This window comes from Streptococcus sp. HMSC057G03 (assembly GCF_001808745.1).
Classification (GTDB): Bacteria; Bacillota; Bacilli; order Lactobacillales; family Streptococcaceae; genus Streptococcus; species Streptococcus parasanguinis_Z.
The window spans coordinates 13,919-14,208 of the sequence record NZ_KV794429.1; the positions used below are offsets into that span (position 1 = coordinate 13,919).

The 290-nt window shown below is 45.9% G+C and carries 1 protein-coding gene; it reads left to right on the top strand.

Annotated elements, in window-relative coordinates; translation table 11 throughout:
- A partial coding sequence (locus tag HMPREF2686_RS10710) for a hypothetical protein (protein ID WP_261673681.1) occupies positions 1 to 290 on the top strand: 290 nt, incomplete at both ends.

Genomic DNA, 290 nt, shown 5'->3' on the forward strand with positions numbered 1-290 from the left:
GATAAGAACGGAACAAAAGCTTCTGCAACTTATACACCAACTGTAACTCCTGTCACACCGACAGCGACACCAGTTGAAACAACAGGTAAGCAAGGTCAAACTCAAACAGGTAAGCCTGAATTTACTGAAGGCGACAGCCGAGTACCAATGAACGATGACGTTCCAGCTACTTTCGACGATGGCTCAACTACCAAGTCAGTAGATGGTGTTGGTACTTACACAGTAGCAGCCGACGGAACTGTAACCTTTGTTCCTGAAAAATCATTCACAGGTAAAGCACCAGCCGTAAC